General features: G+C 58.9%; 23 protein-coding genes. 13 read left to right on the top strand and 10 right to left on the bottom strand.

All coding sequences use genetic code 11. The features are described 5' to 3' along the window. Positions 1-578, top strand: a 578-nt coding sequence (locus tag ACIPLA_RS26605) for a DALR domain-containing protein (RefSeq protein WP_401177297.1), incomplete at its 5' end; no start/stop codon positions are given. Positions 579-770: 192 nt separating this feature from the next. Here ACIPLA_RS26605 and ACIPLA_RS26600 read toward each other — a convergent pair. Further along, positions 771-2618 (bottom strand): sigma-54-dependent Fis family transcriptional regulator, encoded by a 1848-nt coding sequence (locus ACIPLA_RS26600; RefSeq protein WP_218394422.1) that lies wholly within the window; start codon positions 2616-2618, stop codon positions 771-773. Between the two features lie 428 nt (positions 2619-3046). Here ACIPLA_RS26600 and ACIPLA_RS26595 point away from each other — a divergent pair, with 428 nt between their 5' ends. The 6 genes from ACIPLA_RS26595 to ACIPLA_RS26570 are packed head-to-tail and all read left to right on the top strand — an operon-like array spanning position 3047 to position 8984. Then, positions 3047-4141 carry an ABC transporter ATP-binding protein gene (locus ACIPLA_RS26595; RefSeq protein ID WP_030130905.1) on the top strand — a complete coding sequence of 365 codons (1095 nt, stop codon included), beginning with the start codon at positions 3047-3049 and terminating at the stop codon, positions 4139-4141. Beyond that, a complete protein-coding gene (locus tag ACIPLA_RS26590; RefSeq protein WP_401177293.1) occupies positions 4141-5238 on the top strand; it encodes an ABC transporter ATP-binding protein in 1098 nt (365 codons plus the stop codon). Before ACIPLA_RS26595 ends, ACIPLA_RS26590 begins: the two co-directional genes overlap by 1 nt. Further along, positions 5235-6101: a carbohydrate ABC transporter permease gene (locus tag ACIPLA_RS26585; RefSeq protein ID WP_123496645.1), complete on the top strand. Its 867-nt coding sequence runs from the start codon at positions 5235-5237 to the stop codon at positions 6099-6101. The genes ACIPLA_RS26590 and ACIPLA_RS26585 overlap by 4 nt, the downstream gene beginning before the upstream one ends. An 8-nt stretch (positions 6102-6109) precedes the next feature. Beyond that, on the top strand, positions 6110-6910 hold the full coding sequence (locus ACIPLA_RS26580) for a carbohydrate ABC transporter permease (RefSeq protein WP_218394424.1): 801 nt from the start codon (positions 6110-6112) through the stop codon (positions 6908-6910). Between the two features lie 10 nt (positions 6911-6920). Beyond that, positions 6921-7193 carry a DUF2160 domain-containing protein gene (locus ACIPLA_RS26575; protein ID WP_032830117.1) on the top strand — a complete coding sequence of 91 codons (273 nt, stop codon included), beginning with the start codon at positions 6921-6923 and terminating at the stop codon, positions 7191-7193. 48 nt (positions 7194-7241) lie between these two features. Then, positions 7242-8984, top strand: a complete 1743-nt coding sequence (locus ACIPLA_RS26570; protein WP_401177289.1) for an extracellular solute-binding protein — start codon at positions 7242-7244, stop codon at positions 8982-8984. Between the two features lie 189 nt (positions 8985-9173). Here ACIPLA_RS26570 and ACIPLA_RS26565 read toward each other — a convergent pair whose 3' ends face one another. From ACIPLA_RS26565 to ACIPLA_RS26550, 4 genes are all read right to left on the bottom strand, one after another. Next, entirely contained in the window at positions 9174-9488 is a 315-nt protein-coding gene (locus ACIPLA_RS26565) for a DNA-binding transcriptional regulator (RefSeq protein WP_095631562.1), read from the bottom strand. After that, entirely contained in the window at positions 9478-9828 is a 351-nt protein-coding gene (locus ACIPLA_RS26560; RefSeq protein ID WP_218395140.1) for a type II toxin-antitoxin system RelE/ParE family toxin, read from the bottom strand. The genes ACIPLA_RS26565 and ACIPLA_RS26560 overlap by 11 nt, the downstream gene beginning before the upstream one ends. Positions 9829-10064: 236 nt before the next feature. Continuing rightward, a complete protein-coding gene (locus tag ACIPLA_RS26555; RefSeq protein WP_218394426.1) occupies positions 10065-11468 on the bottom strand; it encodes a heavy metal sensor histidine kinase in 1404 nt (467 codons plus the stop codon). Then, positions 11465-12139, bottom strand: a complete 675-nt coding sequence (locus ACIPLA_RS26550; RefSeq protein ID WP_008014325.1) for a heavy metal response regulator transcription factor — start codon at positions 12137-12139, stop codon at positions 11465-11467. The genes ACIPLA_RS26555 and ACIPLA_RS26550 overlap by 4 nt, the downstream gene beginning before the upstream one ends. A gap of 467 nt (positions 12140-12606) precedes the next feature. On the opposite strand from ACIPLA_RS26550, the gene ACIPLA_RS26545 reads away from it, so the two are divergent. From ACIPLA_RS26545 to ACIPLA_RS26520, 6 genes are all read left to right on the top strand, one after another. Next, positions 12607-13866, top strand: a complete 1260-nt coding sequence (locus tag ACIPLA_RS26545) for a TolC family protein (RefSeq protein WP_401177284.1) — start codon at positions 12607-12609, stop codon at positions 13864-13866. Positions 13867-13915: 49 nt separating this feature from the next. Further along, a complete protein-coding gene (locus ACIPLA_RS26540) occupies positions 13916-15109 on the top strand; it encodes an efflux RND transporter periplasmic adaptor subunit (RefSeq protein WP_401177281.1) in 1194 nt (397 codons plus the stop codon). Between the two features lie 40 nt (positions 15110-15149). Beyond that, the gene (locus tag ACIPLA_RS26535) at positions 15150-18302 is read left to right on the top strand and encodes a CusA/CzcA family heavy metal efflux RND transporter (protein ID WP_401177278.1); all 3153 of its coding nucleotides are present in this window, start codon (positions 15150-15152) and stop codon (positions 18300-18302) included. 277 nt (positions 18303-18579) lie between these two features. Continuing rightward, complete coding sequence (locus ACIPLA_RS26530; RefSeq protein ID WP_218394430.1) at positions 18580-18780, top strand: co-regulatory protein PtrA N-terminal domain-containing protein; 201 nt, start codon at positions 18580-18582, stop codon at positions 18778-18780. Between the two features lie 79 nt (positions 18781-18859). Continuing rightward, entirely contained in the window at positions 18860-19192 is a 333-nt protein-coding gene (locus tag ACIPLA_RS26525; RefSeq protein WP_218394431.1) for a DUF2790 domain-containing protein, read from the top strand. A gap of 404 nt (positions 19193-19596) precedes the next feature. After that, the gene (locus ACIPLA_RS26520) at positions 19597-19977 is read left to right on the top strand and encodes a DUF6124 family protein (RefSeq protein WP_401177273.1); all 381 of its coding nucleotides are present in this window, start codon (positions 19597-19599) and stop codon (positions 19975-19977) included. Between the two features lie 211 nt (positions 19978-20188). On the opposite strand, the gene ACIPLA_RS26515 is transcribed toward ACIPLA_RS26520, so the two are convergent. The 5 genes from ACIPLA_RS26515 to nuoM all read right to left on the bottom strand — a co-directional run. Beyond that, complete coding sequence (locus tag ACIPLA_RS26515; protein WP_218394433.1) at positions 20189-21514, bottom strand: OprD family porin; 1326 nt, start codon at positions 21512-21514, stop codon at positions 20189-20191. A gap of 386 nt (positions 21515-21900) precedes the next feature. Next, entirely contained in the window at positions 21901-22278 is a 378-nt protein-coding gene (locus ACIPLA_RS26510; RefSeq protein WP_008014913.1) for a type II toxin-antitoxin system VapC family toxin, read from the bottom strand. Next, positions 22275-22706, bottom strand: a complete 432-nt coding sequence (locus ACIPLA_RS26505) for a type II toxin-antitoxin system Phd/YefM family antitoxin (protein ID WP_401177269.1) — start codon at positions 22704-22706, stop codon at positions 22275-22277. Before ACIPLA_RS26505 ends, ACIPLA_RS26510 begins: the two co-directional genes overlap by 4 nt. Before the next feature lie 207 nt (positions 22707-22913). Then, the gene (nuoN, locus tag ACIPLA_RS26500) at positions 22914-24377 is read right to left on the bottom strand and encodes an NADH-quinone oxidoreductase subunit NuoN (RefSeq protein WP_401177267.1); all 1464 of its coding nucleotides are present in this window, start codon (positions 24375-24377) and stop codon (positions 22914-22916) included. 7 nt (positions 24378-24384) lie between these two features. Further along, on the bottom strand, positions 24385-25453 hold a 1069-nt coding region (gene nuoM / locus ACIPLA_RS26495; RefSeq protein WP_401177264.1), incomplete at its 5' end, for an NADH-quinone oxidoreductase subunit M.

Raw genomic sequence — 25453 nt, 5'->3', positions numbered from 1 at the left:
AGTCCTTGAACAACATCTTCACCATTCGCGACGTGCTGGAAAAGTACCACCCGGAAGTCGTGCGTTACCTGCTGGTGTCGAGCCACTACCGCAGCGCGATCAACTATTCGGAAGACAACCTCAAGGACGCCAAAGGCGCACTCGAGCGTTTCTACCATGCGTTGAAAGGCTTGCCGAACGTGGCACCGGCTGGTGGCGAAGCCTTTGTCGAGCGCTTCACTCAGGTGATGAACGACGACTTCGGTACCCCGGAAGCCTGTGCGGTGTTGTTCGAGATGGTCCGCGAGATCAACCGTCTGCGCGAGAGCGATCTCGATGCAGCGGCCGGTCTGGCGGCTCGTTTGAAAGAATTGGCGAGCGTGCTGGGTGTGTTGCAGCTTGAAGCCGATGACTTCCTGCAGGCCGGTGCCGAAGGGCGGGTCGATGCGGCTGAGGTTGATGCGCTGATTGCCGCGCGTCTGGCGGCTCGTGCCAACAAGGACTGGGCCGAATCCGACCGCATCCGCGACCAGCTCACCGCCATGGGCGTGGTGCTGGAAGACGGCAAGGGCGGGACGACCTGGCGATTGGCTGACTGATTGCTGCGTTTGCTACAAAACAAAACCCGCCTTGTGCGGGTTTTTGTTTGTGGGTTGAGCGTAAGTAGGTGGTGTCTGGGCTGACGTCTTCGCGGGCAAGCCTCGCTCCTACAGGGATCGTCACGATATTGGCGAACGGCGCGGTCCCTGTAGGAGCGAGGCTTGCCCGCGAATGTTCTCAAGCCGAACGCGTCACTCAACCTGGCGCAATCGCTTGTAAAGGGTATTGCGGCTAACCCCCAACCGCCGCGCCAGGTGCGAAATGTTCCCCCCAGCCGCCTGCAACTGCCGATTCAATGCCTCGGCATCATTCAAATCAACCGCTACAGGCTCCGGCGAATCCACCGGCTCCATCTCCAGATCGACAAAAAAATCATCCGGCAAATGCTCTGGCCGCACGGGTTGCTCTTCGGCCATGGCCAGCGCCACCTGCATCACGCTGCTGACCTGGCGCAAATTGCCCGGCCACGGATGGCGGCCGAATAGTGCGAGTACTTCGGGGCTCAACCCGGCCCACTGCGACGGTTCACGGTGTTGCTCCCACAGGCGCTTGAACAGCGCCTGCTTGTCGCTGCGCTCTCTCAAGGGCGGCAACTCCAGGGTCAAGCCACCGATGCGGTAATACAAATCCTCACGAAACCGCCCCAGCTGAACCTGCTCACGCAACGAGCGGTTGGTCGCTGAAATGATCCGAATGTCCACCGGGAACAGCTCACTGCTGCCTACCGGTTGCACGCAACGCTCCTGCAACACCCGCAGCAGTCGCGCCTGGGTTGGCAGCGGCATGTCGCCGATTTCATCGAGGAACAAGGTGCCTTTGTCGGCCTTGCGGATCAGCCCGATGCTGCCTTTCTGATTGGCGCCGGTGAACGCACCTTTCTCATAGCCAAACAGCTCGGATTCCACCAGTTCGGCGGGGATCGCCGCACAGTTGACGGCAATGAACGGTTGTTTGCTGCGCGAGCTGGCGTGGTGCAGGGCTTTGACGAAGACTTCCTTGCCGACCCCGGTTTCCCCGTGGATCAACAACGGAATGTCCTTTTCCAGCAAGCGCTCGGCCTGGCGCACGGCTTTTTCCACGCGGCTGTCGCCAAAATGCAGGGTGTTGAGGCTGATGGCGGCGGGTGCTGATGTCGTGAGTTCAGCGCTCTTTAATTCAGAAAACAATCGAGCCTGAATCGGCGCCTGTTTCGGCCGCTTCAACAGGCACTGGAAACGGTTGCGCCCCGAGGCTTGCAGGGCAAACGGCAGGCCGTCCGGCTGGTTCAGCAGTTCCAGTAAAGAGACTTTGAACAGGCTTTCGACGCTGACCCGCGACAGACTGATGCCCAGCAGATTATCGGCCCGGCGATTGGCCGACAGCACCTGACCGGTTTCGTCGAAGATCAGCAACCCGGCCCATTGGCTGTCGAGGTTGTTCAGCCCAGTGTTGAAGGTCAGCTGGAAATGCTGGCCGTGGAACAGGTTGAGAATCAGCCGATTCTCCACGGTCTGGCTCATCATCTTGACCATGCCCAGGGTGTGGGACGGCGGCAGGTAGCTGTCGCTGGACACATCCAGCACCGCGATCACCTTGCGCTCGGCATCGAAAATCGGTGCGGCGGAACCGGTCATGAAGCGGTTGGCCTTGAGAAAATGTTCATCGTGTTCGATGTGTACCGCCTGCTCGCAGGCCAACGCAGTGCCGATCGCATTGGTCCCGCTGCAACGTTCCATCCAGCTGGCGCCGGCGCTGAAACCGCGAGCCAGGCTCGGCTCAATGAAACGCTGGGTACCCCAGGACGTCAGCACCTGGCCCTGATTGTCGGCGAGCATGATCAGGCAGTTGGAGTTGCTGAGGATGTTCTCGTAATACGGCAGGACTTCCTGATGGGTGGTCTGCACCAGTGAATGCTGGCTCTCCAGCAACTGGGCGATGCCATCGGCGGGTAGCTGATCGAACGCCGGCGCGCTCTGATGATCGAGCCCGAACGCGCGGCAGCGGGACCAGGAGTCCTGGATGATGGCGTCGTGGGAGAGCGGCGGGGCAGGTGCGGCCATGGCGGTCGATCTCTGAGCATTATTATTTTTGTTATGAGTAACGCGATTCATGTAGCAGCTGGCGAAGCCTGCGTTCGGCGACGCAGTCGTCGTAAAACCTGTTTGCATGGTCATCCTGATACACCGCGATGCCTGATTTCACGACGACTGCGTCGCCGAACGCAGGCTTCGCCAGCTGCTACACAGGGCGTGCGCAATTCAGAATTTCCCGCAGTAGAGCATCCGTAGAGTGTTGTTCACTATTGTTCATTGTCAATCTTTTAACTGTTCAATTGTTCAGTCGCGGTTGTTCATTTCTGTTCAGCTACGAACGCGGTTTTTCCTCCATTTGAAGGATTTCCAAGCCAGATCAACCGCTTGGGATTTCTGGCACGAATGTCGCTGTAGTGCTCCGGTCGCTTGACTCCAATAATAAAAAAGGCCGAGCCATGTCACTCATCCTGGAGCACGTCAGCCGTACCGTCGAGGGTCAAACCTGGATCGACGATGCGTGCCTTAACTTCGAACCCGGATCGTTCAACGTTTTGCTCGGTCGCACGCTGTCCGGCAAAACCAGTCTCATGCGCCTGATGGCAGGTCTGGACAAGCCCGACAGCGGTCGCATCCTGATGAACGGCGTCGACGTCACCCAGCGCCCGGTGCGCTTGCGCAACGTGTCGATGGTCTATCAGCAGTTCATCAATTACCCGACCATGACGGTGTTCGAGAACATCGCCTCGCCGCTGCGTCAGTCCGGCGTTTCCAACGAGCTGATCCAGAGCAAAGTGCTGGAAACCGCGAAGATGCTGCGCATCGAGAAATTCCTCCAGCGTTATCCTCTGGAGCTCTCCGGCGGCCAGCAACAGCGCACGGCCATGGCCCGGGCGCTGGTCAAGGATGCCGAGCTGATTCTGTTCGACGAGCCGCTGGTCAACCTCGACTACAAGCTGCGCGAAGAGCTGCGCCAGGAGATGCGCGAGCTGTTCAAGGCCCGGCACACCATCGCGATTTACGCCACCACCGAACCCAACGAAGCCCTGGCGCTGGGCGGTACCACCACGATTCTTCACGAAGGTCGGGTGATTCAGAGCGGCAAGTCCTCCGAGGTGTATCACCAGCCGCAAACCGTGCTGGCGGCGGAATTGTTCTCCGAACCGCCGATCAACCTGATGCCGGGGCGCATTGCCGGCAACGAAGTCAGTTTCGCCAACTTCGTGCACTTCCCGTTGAACGTCGATCTGAGGCCGGTGGGCGAGGGCGAGTTCCGTTTTGGTGTGCGCCCTAGCCACATTTCGCTGGTGCCGAGCAATGACGATGACCTGGAACTGGCGGTGACCGTCGAGGTGGCCGAGATCAGCGGTTCGGAAACCTTCCTGCACGTGCGCAACGAGTATTTCCTGCTGGTGCTGCACTTGCCGGGTGTTCACGAATACGACGTCGACGCGCCGATTCGCATCTATATCCCGACCCATAAACTGTTTGTGTTCGATATGCAGGGGCGGCTGGTTCAGGCGCCCGGTCGGCGCATTGCGAGGGTTGCCTGATGGCCGAAATCCGTTTGCAGAACCTTGCCCACAGCTACACCTCGACGCCGACTGGCCCTGAGGATTACGCAATCCGCGAGATGGACCACGTTTGGGAGCAGGGCGGTGCTTATGCGCTGCTCGGGCCTTCGGGGTGTGGCAAGTCGACTTTGCTCAACATCATTTCCGGGTTACTCAGCCCGTCCCAGGGCCAGGTGCTGTTCGACAGTAAAGTGGTCAACGAACTGACCCCGGAAAAGCGCAACATCGCCCAGGTTTTCCAGTTTCCGGTGGTCTACGACACCATGACGGTGTTCGATAACCTGGCCTTTCCATTGCGCAATCAGGGCATGGCAGAAGCGAAAATTCACACCAAGGTGCAGGAAATCGCTGAAGTCCTCGACCTCCAGGCATTGCTGTACAAAAAGGCGCGCAACCTTACCGCCGATGAAAAACAGAAAGTCTCCATGGGCCGTGGGCTGGTGCGCGATGACGTGTCGGCGATCCTCTTCGATGAACCGCTGACAGTGATCGACCCGCACCTGAAGTGGAAACTGCGACGCAAGCTCAAGCAGATCCACGAGCAGTTCAACATCACCATGGTCTACGTCACCCACGATCAGCTCGAAGCTTCGACCTTCGCTGACAAGATCGCGGTGATGTATGGCGGCCAAATCGTGCAGTTCGGTACGCCACGGGAATTGTTCGAGCGGCCGAGCCACACCTTTGTCGGCTATTTCATCGGTAGCCCGGGGATGAACCTGATCGAGGTCCAGCCACAAGCCGGCGGTGTCGGTTTTGCCGGGACCCACTTGCCGTTGTCCGACGCGATGCAGAAACGAATCGCCGAGTCCGAATGGAAAACCCTGAAGGTCGGCATTCGCCCGGAGTTCGTTCATGTGTGGGACGAACCCTGTGATGACGCGATGCAGGCCCAGGTCATACACGTCGAAGACCTGGGCACCTACAAGATCATGACCCTGAACCTCGACGGCGCTCCGCTGAAAGTACGCCTGGCCGAAGACAAACCAGTGCCTGAAGGCACGGCATACATCAGTTTTCCGGCGCAATGGCTGATGGTCTATGCCGATGATTACCTGTTGGAGGTGCGGCCATGAACAAGGTGCAGAACAACAAGGCCTGGTGGCTGGTGTTGCCGGTGTTTTTGCTGGTGGCGTTCAGTGCGGTGATCCCGATGATGACCGTGGTCAACTACTCGGTGCAGGATATCTTCGACCAGTCCAGCCGCTACTTCGTCGGCGCCGACTGGTACAAGCAAGTGCTGCTCGACCCTCGGTTGCATGACTCGCTGCTGCGCCAGTTCATCTACTCCGGTTGCGTGTTGCTGATCGAAATTCCGTTGGGCATCGCCATCGCCCTGACCATGCCGACCAAGGGCCGCTGGTCGTCGGTTGTGCTGATTATTCTGGCGATTCCGCTGCTGATCCCGTGGAACGTGGTCGGCACCATCTGGCAGATTTTCGGCCGGGCCGACATCGGTTTGCTCGGTTCGAGCCTCAATGCCATGGGTATCAGCTACAACTATGCGTCCAATACCATGGACGCCTGGGTCACGGTGTTGGTGATGGACGTGTGGCACTGGACATCGCTGGTGGCGCTGTTGTGTTTCTCCGGTTTACGGGCGATTCCGGACGTGTATTACCAGGCTGCGCGGATTGATCGAGCGTCGGCCTGGGCGGTTTTCCGACACATCCAGTTGCCCAAGCTCAAGAGCGTGCTGCTGATCGCGGTGATGCTGCGGTTCATGGACAGCTTCATGATCTACACCGAGCCGTTCGTACTGACGGGGGGCGGTCCGGGGAATGCCACGACCTTCTTGAGTCAGACGCTGACCCAAATGGCCGTAGGGCAATTCGACCTCGGCCCGGCGGCAGCTTTCTCACTGGTGTACTTCCTGATCATTCTGTTGGTGTCGTGGCTGTTCTACACCGCCATGACTCACTCTGACGCCAATCGGTGAGGCCTGCCATGAGCAAGAGAAAGCTTTTCCCGTTGCTGATCTATATCCTGTTCCTGCTGGTGCCGATCTACTGGCTGCTGAACATGTCCTTCAAGAGCAACACCGAAATCCTCGGCGGTCTGACGCTGTTTCCCCAGGATTTCACCTTCGCCAACTACAAGGTGATCTTCACTGACCCGAGCTGGTACACCGGTTATCTCAACTCGCTGTACTACGTGAGCCTGAACACGGTGATTTCCCTGAGCGTGGCGCTGCCAGCGGCGTATGCGTTTTCACGCTATCGTTTCCTCGGTGACAAGCACCTGTTTTTCTGGCTGCTGACCAACCGCATGGCGCCACCGGCAGTTTTCCTGCTGCCATTCTTCCAGTTGTATTCCTCGATCGGGCTGTTCGACACCCACATCGCGGTTGCGCTAGCTCACTGCCTGTTCAACGTGCCGTTGGCGGTGTGGATTCTTGAAGGCTTCATGTCCGGCGTTCCCAAGGAAATTGACGAAACCGCCTACATCGACGGCTACAGTTTCCCCAAGTTCTTCGTGAAGATCTTCGTCCCGCTGATCGGCTCCGGGATCGGCGTCACGGCGTTTTTCTGCTTCATGTTTTCCTGGGTCGAGCTGTTGCTGGCGCGAACCCTGACCTCAGTGAACGCCAAACCCATCGCGGCGGTGATGACCCGCACGGTCTCGGCGTCCGGCATCGACTGGGGCGTGCTGGCGGCAGCGGGGGTGTTGACTATCCTGCCGGGCATGTTGGTGATCTGGTTTGTTCGCAACCACGTGGCCAAGGGCTTTGCCCTGGGCCGGGTATGAGGAACTGATGATGGAATGGATGAGTTGGACTGGCCCCACGGCGGCGTTCTTCAGCGTCATTGCCTTGATCCTGACGGGCATGACGACCTGGGAATTGCGTTCGCCGAGTATCCCTCGGCGTGGTTTTTTGCCGATTGCCACCACCCGTGGCGATCGGCTGTTTATCGGTCTTCTCGGCAGCGCCTACCTGCATTTGCTGGTAATCGGCGTCACCGACTGGAGCATCTGGGTAGCGTTCGCGTTGTCCCTGGTGTGGCTGTTGGCTGTGATGCGTTGGGGCTAGTCGAAATCGATCGGCATGCATGTCCCGAAACCTAAACAGGAGGTCTCTATGTTCGACAAAAACAATAAGCTGCGACATAGCGTTTCATTGGCAGCCATGCTGGCACTCAGCGGGTTGAGCGCTGCGGCCTGGGCCGATGCCTATGAAGACGCTGCCAAGAAATGGATTGGCAGCGAGTTCAAACCGTCCACCCTGACCGAAGCCCAGCAATTCGAAGAGCTGAAGTGGTTCATCAAGGCGTCCGAGCCGTTTCGCGGGATGAGCATCAAGGTGGTTTCGGAAACCATCGCGACCCACGAATATGAATCCAAAACGCTGGCCAAGGCCTTTACCGAGATCACCGGGATCAAGCTGACCCACGACTTGCTGCAAGAAGGCGACGTGGTGGAAAAACTGCAGACCCAGATGCAATCGGACAAGAACATCTATGACGGTTGGGTCAACGACTCGGACCTGATCGGTACGCACTTTCGCTACGGCAAGACCGAATCGATTACCGACCTGATGGCCAACGAAGGCAAGGCCTACACCTCGCCAACGCTGGACATCAAAGACTTCATCGGTATCTCGTTCACCACCGCGCCGGATGGCAAGGTCTATCAACTGCCCGACCAGCAGTTCGCCAACCTCTACTGGTTTCGCGCCGACTGGTTCGAGCGGGCGGATCTGAAAGCGAAATTCAAAGAAAAATACGGTTATGAGCTGGGCGTACCGGTGAACTGGTCGGCCTATGAAGACATTGCCAAATTCTTCAGCGAAGACGTCAAGGAAATTGACGGCAAACGCGTCTACGGCCACATGGACTACGGCAAGAAAGACCCGTCCCTCGGCTGGCGCTTCACCGATGCCTGGTTCTCCATGGCGGGTGCTGGCGATAAAGGCATACCCAACGGTTTGCCGGTGGACGAGTGGGGTATCCGCGTCGAGGATTGTCATCCGGTCGGCTCCAGCGTGACCCGCGGCGGCGATACCAACGGCCCGGCGGCGGTGTATGCGACCACCAAGTACGTTGACTGGATGAAAAAATACGCGCCACCGGAGGCGGCGGGCATGACCTTCTCCGAATCCGGGCCGGTGCCGTCCCAGGGCAATATCGCCCAGCAGATCTTCTGGTATACCGCGTTTACCGCCGACATGACCAAACCGGGCTTGCCGGTGATGAACGCCGACGGCACGCCGAAATGGCGCATGGCACCCTCGCCGAAAGGTCCGTACTGGGAGGAGGGCATGAAGCTCGGTTATCAGGACGCCGGTTCCTGGACCTTCCTCAAGTCCACGCCTGAAAAGCAAAAACTCGCGGCCTGGCTGTACGCGCAGTTCGTGACCTCGAAAACCGTATCCCTGAAGAAAACCATCGTCGGCCTGACGCCGATTCGCGAGTCGGACATCAACTCGCAAGCCATGACCGACCTGGCACCGAAACTCGGTGGCCTGGTGGAGTTCTATCGCAGCCCGGCCCGCGTGCAATGGACCCCGACCGGGACCAACGTGCCGGACTATCCTCGTTTGGCACAACTGTGGTGGAGCCACATCGCGGAAGCGGCCAGTGGCGAGAAAACGCCACAACAGGCACTGGACGGTCTGGCCAAGGATCAGGATGCGATCATGACCCGTCTGGAACGCTCCAAGGTACAACCGACCTGCGGGCCGAAAATGAATCCTGAGCGGGATGCGCAGTATTGGTTCGATCAGCCGGGGGCGCCGAAAGCGAAACTGGCGAACGAGAAGCCTAAAGGCGAAACCGTGAGCTATGCCGAACTGCTGAAATCGTGGGAGGCGGCGCGTAAGTAAGCGTCTGTAATGTGAAAGGCGAACGGCACCGTAAGGTGCCGTTTTGCCTTTTTGTCTGATGGGCCGCCTTCGCGAGCAAGCCCGCTCCCACAGTTAATCGCAGGAGTTCCCCCAATGGTTTGTTCACTGGAGATCCACTGTGGGAGCGGGCTTGCTCGCGAAGGCGTCATTGAGTACGCCGCAAACACTTCAGGTCAGCGCCGCCAGTTGTTGAACCGTATCCGGAAAGCGCTCAACCAGCCGGATCAGTGTTGTCGCCTGAGCATTAGGTTTCGCCCGTCCTTGCTCCCAGTTCTCCAGCGTCCGGGTATTCGTACGCAAATACATCGCGAATACAGAACGGGAAAGGTTGAGCTGTTGGCGTATGGCTACCACTTCCTCGGCAGTGATTGGCACCAGTTTTGGCAGTTTGACCTTGTGGGTTCGCAGCGTGACCTTGCCTTGGCGCTCGTCGGCCAAGGCTTCAAGGCCTTCCATCAGTTCGGCAAAAATGTCACGTTTCATAGTGGGATCTCGTGTTGATTTCGCTATCTAGAGTTTGTCTGAAAAGTTTCTTCTGGGAAGGCGACAAGTCGTCTTGCTCGTTTTTGCTATATACGGTGAACAGCCAGAATTGATCAAAACCCGACCACCAGTAATAAATCACCCTTAGTCCACTGCGCTTGCCTTTGCCTCGTCGCTGGTCGGAGAAACGGACCTTTCGCAACCCGCCCATACCTTCCACCAGGTCGCCAGTTTCCGGGTTTTTCAGCAGCTCCAGTTGAAAGCTGCGAAACAGTTCGTCGTCCAGGTAGTCACTTCGATGCTTTTGAAATGCGGGTAATTCGATAAAAAGAGCGTCCATGTTCTGTACGTTACCTGCGTATATTTCTATCACAAGAATCGAATAGGTCAAGGCTTCTGTGCCTGCCAATTCGGTCAAGTCATTACATTAAAGTCGAAGGCAGGACCGGGATGTAGGACGCGGCTGATTCACCCGCGAGACGATTCTGGAAAGGGGGGATGAGACTGGGAAAGGCAGGCCGGGCTAACCCAAAATTGCTAAATCTGTGTGCTGGGCAACCAATGTGGCGGCGACATTTATTCCTCGGGGGCGGGAAACCCCAATCGAAACACCGTCACCGTCCCGGGCAAGCTTTTAACTTCAGCGACCCCCTGATGCAGGCTCATGATCGAACGCACGATGGCCAGGCCCAGTCCGGTGCTGCCTTGCGAGCGGGAGCGGCTGCTGTCGACCCGGTAAAAGCGGTCGAACAGATGCGGCAGATGCTGCGCTTCGATGCCCGCGCCGGGGTTGCTGACCCGCAGCGAAACCTCAGTCGCTTCTTGTTCAATGTGTACCGAAACCGTTTGCCCGGCCGGGCAGTGGCGCAGGGCGTTGGACAGCAGGTTCGAGATCGCCCGTTGAATCATCAGGCGGTCGCCCCGTACCCGCGCGCTGCTGCCGGTCACGCTCAGGCTGATGCGCTTGTCTTGCGCCGACAAGGAAAACAGTTCGGCCACCTTCTCGGCTTCTTCTTCCAGGGCGACCGACTTGAAGGACGTGAGCGCTGCCGGGTTACTGGCCTGCGCCAGAAACAGCATGTCCGAGACAATCCGCGCGACACGCTCCAGTTCTTCGGTGCAAGACACCAAAACGTTCTTGTACTCCTCGGTCGTGCGTTCCCGGGACAGCGTCACCTGTGCCTTGCCCATCAGATTGTTGATCGGCGAACGCAATTCATGAGCCAGATCATCGGAGAACTGCGACAACTGCTGCACACCATTGTCGAGGCGATCGAGCATGAAGTTGATCCCCCGGGCCAGTTCACTGAGTTCCTGGGGCATGTCGAGCACCGACAGCCGATGGCCGAGGTCTTGCGTCGAGACCATCGCCGCCACTTTGCGAAACTCGCGCAGCGGCGTCAGCCCCCGCTGTACGGCGGCCCAGGCACTGAGGCCGATGAAGATCAGCAGCAACGGCAAAGCAATCAGTGTCGAGCGCAGATAGGCGTTGAGCAACGCCTGATTGTGGGCATCGTCCATCGACAGCAGCACCGGGATGCGGGTGCCGTCCTTGATGCGGATCAACCGAGAGGCCGTCAGGTAGCGCTTGTCTTGATCGTCGGTGCTGCTGGAGAACGCCAGTTGTTCGTTGGCGGCCAGCACTGCCTTGCGTTCCAGGCGCGGGTCGGCCATTCCGGAGCCGGATTTCAACAGCGGCGTGCGTAAGTTGGTGCGGTCATAAATCGTCAGAGTGAGGTTGTCATGGCCCATGACCTGATCGAGCAGAATGTGCGGCGCCGAACGAATTTCTGCGGAATCGGCATACAGCGACAGGCTGTGTTCCACCTGTTCCATTTTCTGGGCCAGGCTGTTTCTGGATAGCGCGTTCAACTCATGGGTCAGGGCGAAATACGCCAGGATCGCCAGAAACACTACCAGCAGCGCCCCGAGAATACTCACCGTCAGCCCCAGCCGCATTGACAGGCTGGCCGGCTTCATTCCCGCGCCTCCAGCACATAGCCGACACCGCGCAGGGTATGGATCAGTTTGCTGTCGAACGGGTCGTCGATCTTGGCGCGCAAACGCCGGATCGACACTTCGACCACGTTGGTGTCGCAGTCGAAATTCATGTCCCACACCAGCGAAATGATCTGGGTGCGGGTGAGCACTTCCCCGGACTGGCGCATCAGCAGATGCAGCAGGGCGAACTCCTTGGTGGTCAGGTCGATGCGCTGCTCGCCGCGAAAGGCGCGGTGGCGCCCCGGATCGAGTTCCAGATCGGCGACTTTGAGCACTTGCGGCACCGGGATGTTTTCGCTGCGGCGCATCAGCGTGCGGACCCGCGCCAGCAATTCCGGAAACTCGAATGGCTTGACCAGATAATCGTCGGCACCCAGATCCAGGCCGCGAATCTTGTCGGCCAGACGACCACGCGCGGTGAGCATCATCACCCGGGTGGAGTGGGTACGACGCAGTTGTTCAAGCACGCCCCAGCCGTCCAGCTCCGGCAGATTGACGTCCAGTATCACCAGGTCATAAACCTGTTGTCGGGCCAGATGCAGTCCATCGGCGCCCGTGGCCGCGTGGTCAACGATATAACCACTTTCCGTCAGTCCCTGATGTAAGTATTCGGCAGCTTTAAGCTCGTCCTCGACGACAAGGATTCGCATGGTCAATCACCACTTTTATTTAATGGATATTTAATTAAGGTGGCCGGGGAAGTTGTTGTTTTTGTAGGGGAGGCCGGACGGGTTTTAATAACGACTAGAGGTTGTGAGTTTCTGGTTTCCTACAGAGGTTTCCCTGTGTGATGGCGTGCAAGGTAAAGGCTTTAGTGGCTACAGAGTCAACTGAAATGCTGGGTCTTGAGCCCTGAAAATGGTGATCTGCGACAGCCTGTCGCAGCAGGCAAGCCTGAATGCCCATGCACCACATTCAGGCAAGGGCTGTTCGGCAGATAACTACCGTGTATTTGTTTCCATGTATTGCTATGTCGCTTTTCGCACTTCGCATCCTAAATCAAAACAACTTCCACATGCCGTGGATAACGTATTTGTAATGTTTCAGTCACCTTGTCGATAAGTTCAAAACCCTACCGTGGCGGCATCAAAGATTCTTGAATGAAGGAAGTCCTCCATTGCCCGGTTTAAAAGAACTGACGGCGCGATCACGCCTGAAAAAAACAACGAGGACAGTGACGGCCAGCATTGTGTTGCTGGCCGGCACGGGTCTTGTGCATGCATCGACCCTGACCCTGGATCAAGCCCTGCAAACGGCATTCGCCGGTAACCCGGATCTGGCGGCTGCGCAGTGGGAAATCGGCATCGCCGAGGGTGAGCGCAAACAGGCCGGTCTGATCCCCAACCCCGAAGTGTCGTGGGAGGCCGAAGACACCCGTCGTGATTCGCGAACCACCACGCTGATGCTCAGCCAACCCATCGAACTGGGCGGCAAACGTGGCGCACGGATCGACGTCGCCAGTCGCGCGCAGGACGCCGCCGGGATCGAACTGGAGCGCAAGCGCTATGCGTTGCGCGCCGATGTGATTCAGGCGTTCAACAGCGCCCAGACCGCGCAACAACGCTTGCAGTTGTCCCGCCAGTCGCTGCAACTCGCCGAACACGGTTTGCGCGTCGCCCAAGGACGCATCGAGGCCGGTAGATCATCGCCAGTCGAGGGCACCCGTGCGCAAGTGCAACTTTCCGAAGTGCGCCTGGAACTGAGCCGCGCCGAACGCGATCAGGCCAACGCCTATCAGCAATTGGCGCAGGTCATGGGCTCACCGTTGCCCACCTCGACCACCGTGCAAGCGGCCACGCAAAGCATGCCCACCGTGCCACCGCCGACCCGATTGCTTGAGCGCCTGAACGAGACCGCCGAACTGCGTCTGGCCAAATTGCAGATCGATCAGCGCGAAGCTTCATTGGGTCTGGAAAAGTCGCAACGCATTCCCAACCTGACCGTGAGCATTGGCAGCCAATACAGCGAAACCGAGCGCGAGCGGGTCAATGTGGTCGGGCTGTCGATGCCGATTCCGCTGTTCAACCGCAATCAGGGCAACGTGCTGGCGGCGGCCCGGCGCAGCGATCAGGCGCGGGATCTGCGCAACGCCACCGAGCTGCGTTTGCGCACGCAAATCCAGACGACCCTGGAACAATGGCAGACCGCCAACGGCGAAGTCGCAGCGTTCAACCAGACCATCCTGCCCGCCGCGCAAAGTGCGGTCGACAGTGCCACGCGCGGCTTCGAAATGGGCAAGTTCGGATTCCTCGACGTGCTCGACGCCCAGCGCACCCTGATCAGCGCGCGCAGCCAATACATCCAGGCCGTCAGCGAGGCGACGGATGCCCGAGTACGCATCGAACGCATCTTCGGCGACCTCACCGTCAGCCCTTGAATTTCATCTTTCAGATCACTGCGCGATGGCATGGCGCAGAGGAGTTTCCATGGAAAAAAAACTGATCATTGTGGCCGCGGCAACGTTGGCGCTGGGCATTGGTATCGGTTCGATGTGGCCGGACAATGCGTCCATCGACGCTCACGCCGATGAAGCGGCGGAGCACGCCGATCACGCTGAAGAAGGTACCGCAGCCGAGGGTGAACATGCAGAAGAAGGGCGCCTGGAGTTGAGCGCCGAACAGATTGCGGCGGCAGGCATTCAATTGACCGAAGCGCGAGCGCAGAACATCAGCCTCGACTTGCCATTCCCCGGTGAAGTGCGCTTCGACGAAGACCGCACCGCGCACGTGGTGCCTCGGGTGCCCGGCGTGGTCGAGTCGGTGTCGGTCAACCTCGGGCAGTCGGTGAAAAAGGGTCAGTTGCTGGCGGTGATCGCCAGTCAGCAGATCTCCGATCAGCGCAGCGAACAGGCTGCCGCACAGCGTCGCCTGACCTTGGCGCGCACCACCTACGAACGCGAGAAAAAACTGTGGCAGGACAAGATCTCCGCCGAGCAGGATTTCCTACAGGCACGTCAAGCATTGGAAGAAGCCGAAATTGCCCTGGCCAATGCCCGGCAAAAAATCAGCGTACTCAGCGGCAGCGTGGTCGCCACCGGCGGCAATCGCTATGAATTGCGCGCGCCGTTCGACGGCGTGGTGGTGGAGAAACACCTGACGCCGGGGGAGGTGGTCGATGAAACCACGGCGGCTTTTACGCTCTCCGACCTGTCGCGGGTGTGGGTGACCTTCGGCGTATCGCCCAAGGATCTGACCAAGGTGCAGGTGGGCAAACCGGTCACCGTCAGCGCCCCGGAACTCAATGCCGAAGTCGCCGGCACCGTGGCGTACGTCGGCAGTTTGCTGGGAGAGCAGACGCGCACCGCGACGGTTCGCGTAACCCTGGCCAATCCTCAAGGCGCGTGGCGTCCGGGATTATTCGTGACGGCGCTGGTTGCTACCGACAGTCGCCAAGCCAAGGTCGCCGTACCTGAAACCGCGATCCAGACCGTCGAGGACAAACCCACGGTGTTCGTGCGCACCGACGACGGCTTCAAGGCGCAACCGGTGGAATTGGGCAGTCGCGCGGCCGGTTTGGTGGAAGTTACTCAAGGGCTGGAATCCGGCGTGCAAGTCGCCGCAGCCGGCAGCTTCGTCCTCAAATCGGAATTGGGCAAAGCCTCAGCCGAGCATTCTCATTGAAGGCTCCCACTGATCCGTCAACCTCGACCGGAAGGTTCTCATGTTCGAACGCCTGATCCAGTTTGCCATTGAGCAGCGCATCATCGTGCTGCTCGCCGTTCTCCTGATGGCCGGCCTCGGCATCGCCAGTTATCAAAAGCTGCCGATCGACGCCGTGCCGGACATCACCAACGTCCAGGTGCAAATCAACACCGGCGCGGCCGGGTTCTCGCCGCTGGAAACCGAGCAGCGCATCACCTTCCCGATTGAAACCGCCATGGCCGGTTTGCCGGCGCTGGAACAGACCCGTTCGCTGTCGCGTTCGGGGCTGTCGCAGGTCACGGTGATCTTCAAGGACGGCACCGATCTGTTCTTCGCCCGGCAATTGGTCAACGAGCGTTTGCAGATCGCCAAGGAGCAATTGCCCGAGGGCGCGGAAGCGCTGATGGGGCCGATTTCCACCGGGCTTGGCGAGATTTTCCTGTGGACAGTGGAGGCGCAGGAAGGTGCGCTCAAGGAGGACGGCACGGCCTACACGCCGACCGATCTGCGGGTGATTCAGGACTGGATCATCAAGCCGCAGTTACGCAACGTTCCGGGCGTGGCCGAGATCAACACCATCGGCGGATTCGCCAAGGAGTACCAGATCGCCCCCGATCCGAAACGGCTGGCGGCTTACAAGCTGACCCTCACCGATCTGATCACGGCGCTGGAACGCAACAACGCCAACGTCGGCGCCGGTTACATCGAGCGCAGCGGCGAGCAGTTGCTGATTCGTGCGCCCGGGCAAGTGGCAAGCACAGACGACATCGCCAATATCGTGATGGCCAATGTCGACGGTACGCCGATCCGGATCAAGAACGTCGCGACCGTAGACATCGGCCGCGAACTGCGTACCGGTGCCGCCACCGAAAACGGTCGCGAAGTGGTGCTTGGCACGGTGTTCATGCTGATCGGCGAAAACAGCCGAACGGTCTCCCAGGCAGTGGCGACCAGGCTTGAACAGATCAACCGCTCGCTGCCCAAAGGCGTGATCGCCGTTGCGGTGTATGACCGCACGCACCTGGTGGACAAAGCCATCGCCACGGTGAAGAAGAACCTGGTGGAAGGGGCGATTCTGGTCATTGCGATTCTGTTCCTGTTTCTGGGCAACATCCGCGCGGCGTTGATCACCGCGATGGTCATTCCGCTGTCGATGCTGTTTACCTTCACCGGCATGTTCACCAACAAAGTCAGCGCCAACCTGATGAGCCTCGGCGCACTCGACTTCGGCATCATCGTCGACGGCGCGGTGGTGATCGTCGAAAACACCCTGCGCCGGCTGGCCCATGCGCAGCAACATCACGGGCGTTTACTGAGCCGCTCCGAGCGTTTTTGCGAAGTGTTTGCGGCAGCCAAAGAGGCGCGCCGACCGCTGATTTTCGGCCAGTTGATCATCATGGTCGTGTACCTGCCGATCTTCGCCTTGAGCGGTGTCGAAGGGAAAATGTTCCACCCGATGGCCTTCACGGTGGTCATCGCGCTGCTGGGCGCCATGCTGTTGTCGGTGACCTTTGTTCCGGCGGCCATCGCGTTGTTTGTCACCGGCAAAGTCAAAGAAGAGGAAGGCGTGGTCATGCGCGGCGCCCGTCGCGTTTATGCACCGGCTCTGGCTTGGGTGATGTCCCATCGTGCAATGGCGGTTGGTGCGGCATTGGGTGTGATTGTGCTCAGCGGCGTGCTCACCAGCCGCATGGGCAGCGAGTTTGTGCCGAGCCTCAGTGAGGGCGATTTTGCCTTGCAAGCGTTACGCGTGCCGGGCACCAGCCTGACCCAGTCAGTGGATATGCAGCAGCGTCTGGAAACCCTGATTCTCGGCAAAGTGCCGGAGGTCGAGCGCGTGTTCGCCCGTACCGGCACCGCTGAAATCGCTTCCGACCCGATGCCGCCGAACATCTCCGACAGCTACGTGATGCTCAAGCCGAAGGAGCAGTGGCCGGATCCGGGCAAGTCCCGTGAAGCGCTGATGGCCAAACTGCAACAAGCCGCCGCGACGCTGCCGGGCAGCAACTATGAACTGTCGCAGCCGATCCAGTTGCGCTTCAACGAACTGATCTCCGGCGTGCGCAGTGATGTGGCGGTCAAGGTGTTTGGAGATGACATGGACGTGCTCAACGCCACGGCGGCGAAGATCGCCGCCGCCCTGCAGAAGGTCAGTGGCGCGTCCGAGGTCAAGGTCGAGCAAACCACCGGCCTGCCGGTGCTGACCATCAACATCGACCGCGACAAGGCGGCGCGTTACGGGCTCAACGTCGGCGACGTGCAAGACACCATTGCGGTGGCGGTCGGCGGGCGCCAGGCCGGGACACTGTATGAAGGTGATCGGCGTTTCGACATGGTGGTGCGTCTGTCCGATGCCATGCGCAAGGACATCGAAGGCTTGTCAGCGCTGTTGGTTCCAGTGCCGGCGCCCCCGAGTGGCGCTGCCGATCAGATTGGCTTCATCGCCCTCAAGGAAGTCGCCAGCCTTGATCTGGTGCTCGGGCCGAATCAGGTCAGCCGCGAAAACGGCAAGCGGTTGGTGATCGTCAGCGCCAACGTGCGTGGGCGGGATATTGGCTCTTTCGTTAAAGAGGCGGGTGAGGTGATCGAGCGCGATGTTCAGGTTCCGGCGGGTTACTGGACCCGTTGGGGCGGGCAGTTCGAGCAACTGCAATCGGCGGCCAAACGCTTGCAGATCGTGGTGCCAGTGGCCTTGCTGTTGGTGTTCGGCCTGCTGTTCATGATGTTCAACAACCTCAAGGACGGCTTGCTGGTATTCACCGGGATTCCGTTTGCGCTGACGGGGGGCGTCATGGCGTTGTGGCTGCGGGACATTCCGCTATCGATCTCGGCGGGCGTCGGTTTCATTGCGTTGTCTGGGGTGGCGGTGCTCAATGGTCTGGTGATGATCGCGTTCATCCGTAACCTGCGTGAGGAGGGGCGTTCACTCTCTGATGCAATCAATGAGGGGGCGCTCACACGACTGCGTCCGGTGTTGATGACGGCATTGGTCGCATCCCTGGGCTTCATTCCCATGGCCCTCGCAACCGGCACCGGCGCAGAGGTGCAGCGACCGCTGGCGACGGTGGTGATCGGCGGGATTCTGTCCTCGACCATCCTCACGTTGCTGATACTGCCGGCGTTGTATCAGTTCGCCCATCGACGCGACGAGGAAGTAACTCCCACCCCCTAACCAACCCTGTGAGTACAACCCCTGCGGCGAGGGAGCTTGCTCCCGCTGGACTGCGCAGCAGACCTCGCTTTTCGGATGAAGAGCAAGGGCCGCTTCGCGCCCCAGCGGGAGCAAGCTCCCTCGCCACAGGTTTTCTCAGTCTGCAGATATTCTGAGTGATCAGTACTCTGCAATGACTGTCCCTCCCACATAACGGATATGTAATCTCCATGCCACCGTCACGAAAGGTTCGGATTGTTACCTTGACCTCGTTAGTTAATTAAACGAGGAATCAAACATGAAACTTGCACAACTGAGTGCGTTTGCAGCAGCGTTGGTGATGTCTTCTGTTGTTTTGGCTGAAGGCGGCGGCGATAGAGCCTTTGAAAAAATGATGGTGGCCAATGACCGCTCGGTGGAGAAGTTTGTCGCCAAAGAACAGGCGCGTGACCCCGTCGTCTTGAATGAAAAGAAGGACGACAAGACCAAAGACTTGTAAGCGTATCGCACTTGAACTAGCCCGTCATCGAGCGTCGATGCCGGGCTTTTTTATGAGTCGGATTTCGAAGGTGCGGAATATGAAATTGATCAAATTGATTGCGTTCGCCGGGTTGATGGCGATGTCCATGAATGTGCTCGCTGAAGGTGGCGGTGATAGGACGTTCGAAAAGATGCTGAGCGCTAACACCCAAGCCATGGAGCAATACGCTGCCAGCCAGGGCAAACCTGCGCCGGTGGTGAAAGACTACGAATACGGGATGAAACTGGATGTGGTCAAAGTGGTGAGCGTTGCGCGACCGCAAGTTGCCTGCGCCGTAGTACCTGCCGCAATGACCTATGAAGATTCTCAGGGCCGACTCAACACCATCAAATACACAGTGGCGGGGGATTGCCGCAAACGTGGCGGCTGACAACGCCTTTCTCTTTGCAAACGCGGTAACTGACATCGGATTCCCCTGTAGGAGCTGCCGAACAATCCGTATTTCAATTCGGGATGTTTAAAGGCGTTAGTGCAAACACAGAAGCTTCCCACAATGTTTTCAGGTTGTCCGTCGGACGTCCGCTCTCTAGCCTGTGCATGTCGCTGCCAATTCAGCGATCGGGATTGGAACCCCGAGACTCCACTGAAAGCAAAAGCATCTTTCATGACGTATGCTTGCGCACCTTGATGGTGTGCACTCCGTTATGGCGGCTGTGCGCGGGAGACTTCGAGTCTGTCGGGTTTTTCGGTGGCCCGGGTTCCAACCTGCGTACAGCTGCCACCCCTTCGATTGGAACCGAATGGGCCAGCTCCACAGCCACACCGGAGTTACTTATGAAAAAGCCAACACCCAACCCTCCCGAAGCAGATACCGCTACGGACACCGCCCCAACATCCCCCTACGCCTCCATCGACTCCAAAAAACTCCACGAAGCCGCCGAACGTGCGCTCGATTACTACCTGAACCCTACCGCCCACGTCATGGCCACGCCCCACACCCCCAATCAGATGTTTTTCGCCAATCCCAAAGCCGACACCGAATCCCTGCTGGCCAATGCCAGCGAGTCATTGTCCTCGGCCACGGTCATGCTCGGTGACTTCGCCGCGCTGCTGGAAGGCAGCCATCGCAAGACTTTGCTGGGCATTGTGCAAGTGGTGATGTTGGGGGAACTGGCGGTGAATCAGGCATTGGATAACGTCGAGCCGGCTGCATAACCCTGTGGGAGCGAGCCTGCTCGCGATAGCGGTGGCTCAGGCCATGAGATGTTGGCTGTGCCGGCATCATCGCGAGCAGGCTCGCTCCCACAGTTTTTCGCGGTGTGTTAAAGACCGGGCATAAAAAAGGCGCCCCAAAGGACGCCAAAAGATTCACCTCTTACCAAAGGAGCAAGGAGCTTCTAAAGGTGAATTTGCATCAACCGTGAAGTCAAAGAATCGCCAGCGGATACTCGACAATCACCCGTACCTCATCCAGATCCGACTCAAATGCCGTGGCGCGGGTAGTGGCTTGGCGCAGACGCAACGACATGTCTTTCAGTGAGCCGCTCTGCACCACGTATTTGACTTCGATATCACGCTCCCAGCGCTTCTGGTCGGTCAGCGGGTTGCCGTCGGCATCGCGACGCATGTACACGGCGTTGGCGCTGGAATAGTCGGCATCGGTGCCACGGGCGTAACGGGTCATGAACGACAAACCCGGCACGCCATAGCTGCTCATGTCGAGGTCGTAGCGCACCATCCACGAACGTTCCTTGGGCGAGTTGAAGTCGCTGTACTGGATGGAGTTGTCGAGGAAAATCGAGTCGGACTGGCGCAGGTAGTCGAAGTCGTCGTTGCCGTTGTTGCGCTGGTGCGACAAGGCAACGGAGTGGGCGCCGAGTTTCACGCCGACGCGGCCGCTCCAGATGTTGTTGTCGAACTCACCAAGCAGCTGTTTGCCTTCGTCGACCGCCTTGTAATAGTTCAGGCCACCGAACAGCGACAGGTCATCCGACAGCGGATAAGTCCATGCAGTGCCGGCGTAGTACTGATTCCAGGCATCCTTGAGGCGACTGGAATACAGGCTGAAACTGAGGTTCTTGTTCAGCGCGTAGTCGCCACCGCCGTAAGCAATCCATGGCGAATTGACCGGGCCAGCGTAGAAGGTCGCGAAGTTCTCGCGCATGTCGCTGGACACCGGTTGGCTCATCGCATGCAAGCGACCGCCCTGTACTGACAGACCTTCGATACTGGTGTTGGTGGCCGTGACACCCCGGAAGCTTTCCGGCAACAGTCGGGAGTCACCCGCCGCAACCACCGGGTTGGCGGGGAACACATCGCCGACCTTCACGACTGTATCGAAGGCGCGCACTTTGGCGGCGCCACCAACCTTGGTGTATTCGTCCCGCGCCTGGCCGTCACTGTCGACCGGCAGCACATCGAAAGAACTGCGGCCACCGTTGCGACCGTCACCGGTATCGAGCTTCAAGCCGATCATCGCAAACGCATCGACACCGACCCCGACGGTGCCTTGGGTAAAGCCGGATTCGAACTTGCTGATGATCGCATGGGCCCAGGCCTCGGAATAACCATTGCCGGTGGGACTCGACTGGCCGTCACGATGATCACGATTGAAGTATAAGTTGCGGTTGAGCACCGTCAGGCTGCTGCCCTCGATAAACCCCTCGGCTTTATCTTGCGCCAACACCATGGACGGCCCGGAGCCGACTACCACGGCTAAAGCGGCCATCGACATTTTTGTATTGTTAACCATCAATCACTCCTTGGGTTCGGCAGAACGGGAACGTGCTTCGGCGTGGGTTTTATTGTTCGGCGGGCAAGGGCCCGCCGGCATGGTCGCCGGGTGACATCGTTGCAAGCTGCGGATAACGCCAAGGTGATGGGGGAATTACAATTTCGTCATGTGCATCTGGTTGCCCGTCCTTGTTCGCGGTTTTAGAAGGGGCGGGGGGGGCGTGAGCAGAGGGCGCGGTAACAAATCGTACAGATGCAAAAACGGCACCCGAAAGGTGCCGTTCTCATTTGTGCCTGTTCCATTGCTATCGCGAGCCTGCTCGCGATAGGGGCATCCCATTCATCCAGTTTCTCCAACCGAATAAACATTTCTTGAACAAATGATCACGTGTGGTGGTAGGCCGATCAGACCAAAACAGCCAGATCCGTGTACTGGGCAACCAATGGATCGGCAGTGAGGAGTTTCATGGGTTCTGTCATGGCCGTTGCAACAATGAGGCGGTCAAACGGGTCACGATGGTGATGTTCCAGGTCCTTCACGGCAATGGCGTGTTCTGAGGTCACAGGCAGCTCGATGAACCCGCTGTCGAGGCAGTACTGGCGGATTTCTTCCAGGTCAACGTTCAGCTTTCCCAGCCCGACCTTGATCGCCATCTCCCAGAATGTCGCTGCGCTAATGTAAATATCGGCAGCGTTCTCAATTAGCTTTCTGGCTTTGCCGGATAGCCTGGGGTCATCGCTTAGCGTCCAGAGCAAAATATGCGTGTCGAGCAGAAGCCTCATTCTTGAGTGCCTTCAAAAGTATCGAGCATGTCGTCCGGCAGTGAGGCGTCAAAGTCTTCGGGAAGCACCAGTTTGCCTTTCATCGCTCCGATACGCTGCCCGCAGGGTTTTCCCACCGGAACCAGCTGCGCAAGAGCCCGACCATGTTTGGCAATCGTGATGATCTGTCCGGCGGCTGCGTCATCGACGAGTTTGGACAGATTGTTTTTTGCTTCGGCCAACGGAACGACGATCATGATTTCTCTCCCATATTCTGGACAAATATAGCCAGAATATTTGGAGGCGGTAAAGCTGCGCGATTTCTCAAGGGGGACGGGGGCCAGTTTGGAGCGCTTCACTCTATGGGGCAGCAGCGTGACATTACCCTGGCGATCAGCGGCCAAGGCGTCGAAGTCTTCTACCAGTTCGGAAAAAATGTCACGGTTCATTGTTATTTCTCGAGTTGATTTATCTATCCAGCCAGTCATTCAAGATAGAGCCAAGTGCGCAGTGCTGGATGTAGGACGAGGCGGATAGTCTGGCGAGAGCTTTCGGGTATTGCAGGAGGAGGGGAGTGCGGCGGTAATAAATCCCACAAACGCAAAAACGGCACCCGAAGGTGCCGTTTCTGTTTTCTGCCGAGTACGCCTAAGCGATCAACCCGCCAACCCCGATTGCTGAACCAGATTCAGCAGCGGCTGTGGATACAGGCCGAGGAAGAACGCCAGTACGGCAATCGCCAGCAGCATCACGCCGCCTGCACGTTGTTCCCAGTGCAGTTGCGCATCGTGGCGACGCAGGTTCGGTTCCATCAGGTACAAGGTGACCATCACACGCAGGTAGTAGAAGACGCCGATGGCGCTGCCCAGTACCAGGGAGCCGACCAGCCACCATTGGTGCGACTCGACACCGGTAGCGATGATGTAGAACTTGCCGATGAAGCCCGCGGTCAGCGGGATACCGGCCAGGGACAGCATCATTACGGTCAGGACGGCGGTCAGGTACGGACGGCGCCAGAACAGGCCGCGGTATTCGTACAGGGCATCCGCGTCACGGCCGTTGTACGGCGAGGACATCAGGGTGATCACGCCGAATGCGCCGAGGCTGGTGATCACGTAGGTGACCAGGTACACGCCGATGGCTTCCACGGCCAGGCCTTTGCTCGCCACCAGGGCGATCAGCAGGTAGCCGAAGTGGGCGATGGACGAGTAACCCAGCAGACGCTTGAGGTTGCTCTGGGTCAGTGCCAGCAGGTTACCGAACAGGATCGACGCGATGGCGATGATGGTCAGTACGTCGCTCAGCACGCCACTGCTCGCCGCTGGGGAGATCTGGAACAGACGCACCATCACCGCGAACACAGCGACTTTCGACGCGGTGGCCAGGAACGCTGCCACTGGTGCCGGAGCACCTTCGTAAACGTCCGGGGTCCAGAGGTGGAACGGTACCAGCGACAACTTGAACGCCAGGCCGATCAGCATCATGCCCAGGCCCATTTGAGCCAGCGAACTTGGCAGGCCAGTGGCCGCCAGGGCCTGACCGATGCCGTTGAAGCTCAGGCTGCCGGCGTCGGCGTAGAGCAGGGCCATGCCGAACAACAGGAACGCGGAACCGGCAGCCGACAGCACCATGTACTTGATGCCGGCTTCCAGCGAACGTTTGTTGAAGAAGGCATACGCCACCAGACCGTAAACCGGTACCGAGAGCAGCTCCAGACCGACGAACAAGCCAGCCAGGTGCTGCGCGCTGACCAAGACCAGGCCACCGGCGGCGGACATCAGGATCAGCAGGTAAAGTTCTTCACGGTTGCCCGGGTAACCCGAACCGCCATCGCCGAGGTAGGCGTGGGCGAGGGTCACACAGGCGAGGGTGGCGACCAGGATCAGCGCCATGTACAAGCAAGCGAAGGTGTCGATCTGCAGCAATGGCGTCACGGCCAGTGGCGCGACTTTCAGGGCTGGCAGGATCGACAGCAGAGCCAGGTTCAGACCTGCCACCGACAGCAGGAAGGTCTGAGAGTGGTTGCGGCGCCATGCGATAGCCAGCATCACCACGATGATCGTGGCGCTGGTGATCAACAACGGCGCAAGCGCGATAAAGTGTTGAGTCGTGAATTCCATAGCGCTCTTACCGGGCCGAAGCGAGTTGAGTGAAGGCGGTGCCGAGCCACTGCTGCACGCCATGCATCGTCGCGGCAGAGGTATCGAGGAACGGTTGCGGGTACACGCCGATGTAAATCAGCAGCGCCGCAAGCCCAACCACCATGATCAGTTCGCGACCGTCCATGCCATGCAGCACCGCGTCCGATTTCGACGGGCCGAAGAAGGCACGGTGGACCATGATCAGCGAGTAGACCGAACCGAACACCAGGCCGGATGTGGCGATCACGGTGACCCATGGCGCGCTGGCGAAGGTGCCGATCAGGATCAGGAACTCACCGACAAAGTTACCGGTCGCCGGCAAGCCCAGGGACGCGGCGGCGAAGAACAGGCTGAGGGCCGGCAGGTAGGCAATCTTCGACCACAGGCCACCCATCTCACGCATATCGCGGGTGTGGGTACGCTCGTACAGCTGACCGGAGAGGATAAAGAGTGCCGCGGCCGACAGACCGTGCGCCAGCATCTGCATCACTGCGCCCTGCAGCGCCAGTTGGCTGCCGGAGTAGATGCCGATCAACACGAAGCCCATGTGGGAAACGGACGAGAAGGCGATCAGACGCTTGATGTCGGTTTGTGCGAAAGCCAGGAAGGCACCGTAGAAGATCCCGATCAGACCCAGGGTCATGGCGAACGGCGCGAACTCGGCCGAGGCATTCGGGAACAGCGGCAGGGCGAAACGCAGCAGGCCATACGCCGCAGTCTTCAACAAGATACCGGCCAGGTCCACGGAACCCGCGGTCGGCGCCTGGGCGTGAGCGTCAGGCAACCAGGAGTGGAACGGTACGACTGGCAGCTTGACCGCGAAGGCGATGAAGAAGCCGAGCATCAGGATGTACTCGGTGGTCGTCGACATCTTGGTTTTCAACAGATCGGCGTAGTTGAAGGTAATCACGCCAGTGTCGTTGAAGTTGACCAGTACCAGGCCCAGGATCGCCACCAACATGATCAGGCCGGAAGCCTGAGTGAAGATGAAGAACTTGGTCGCCGCGTAGATCCGGGTTTTCTTGCCGTCCGAAGAACTGTGACCCCAGAGCGCG

Source organism: Pseudomonas sp. NPDC086112 (genome assembly GCF_044746425.1).
Classification (GTDB): Bacteria; Pseudomonadota; Gammaproteobacteria; order Pseudomonadales; family Pseudomonadaceae; genus Aquipseudomonas.
This window is presented reverse-complemented; position numbering and strand designations above follow the sequence as displayed.